A 259-nucleotide genomic window follows, 5' to 3' on the forward strand; every position below is an offset into this window, starting at 1 on the left:
GACCCCCGAAGGACCGAATATCGGACTTATCTCTTATCTTGCAACCTTTGCAAGAATCAATAAATACGGCTTTATCGAGGCTCCGTTCCGCCGCATAGATCAGGAAACGGGAACGGTGCTTGATGAGGTCACCTATAGGACTGCAGACGTCGAGGATAACTACATGGTAGCTCAGGCTAACGAGCCTCTCGACGACAACGGCAAATTCAAGCGCAAAAAGGTCAATGCCCGTTATCGTGACGAGTTTATGGAGATTGAG

General features: G+C 49.0%; 1 protein-coding gene. It reads left to right on the forward strand.

Features of this window, described 5'->3' with window-relative positions; translation table 11 throughout:
* The coding region (locus ACK99Q_RS17820) for a hypothetical protein (protein ID WP_410187438.1) at positions 1-259 on the forward strand (259 nt) is incomplete at both ends.

This window comes from Aeromicrobium sp. MLTX1 (assembly GCF_046452335.1).
In the GTDB taxonomy this organism is placed as follows: Bacteria; Actinomycetota; Actinomycetes; order Propionibacteriales; family Nocardioidaceae; genus Aeromicrobium.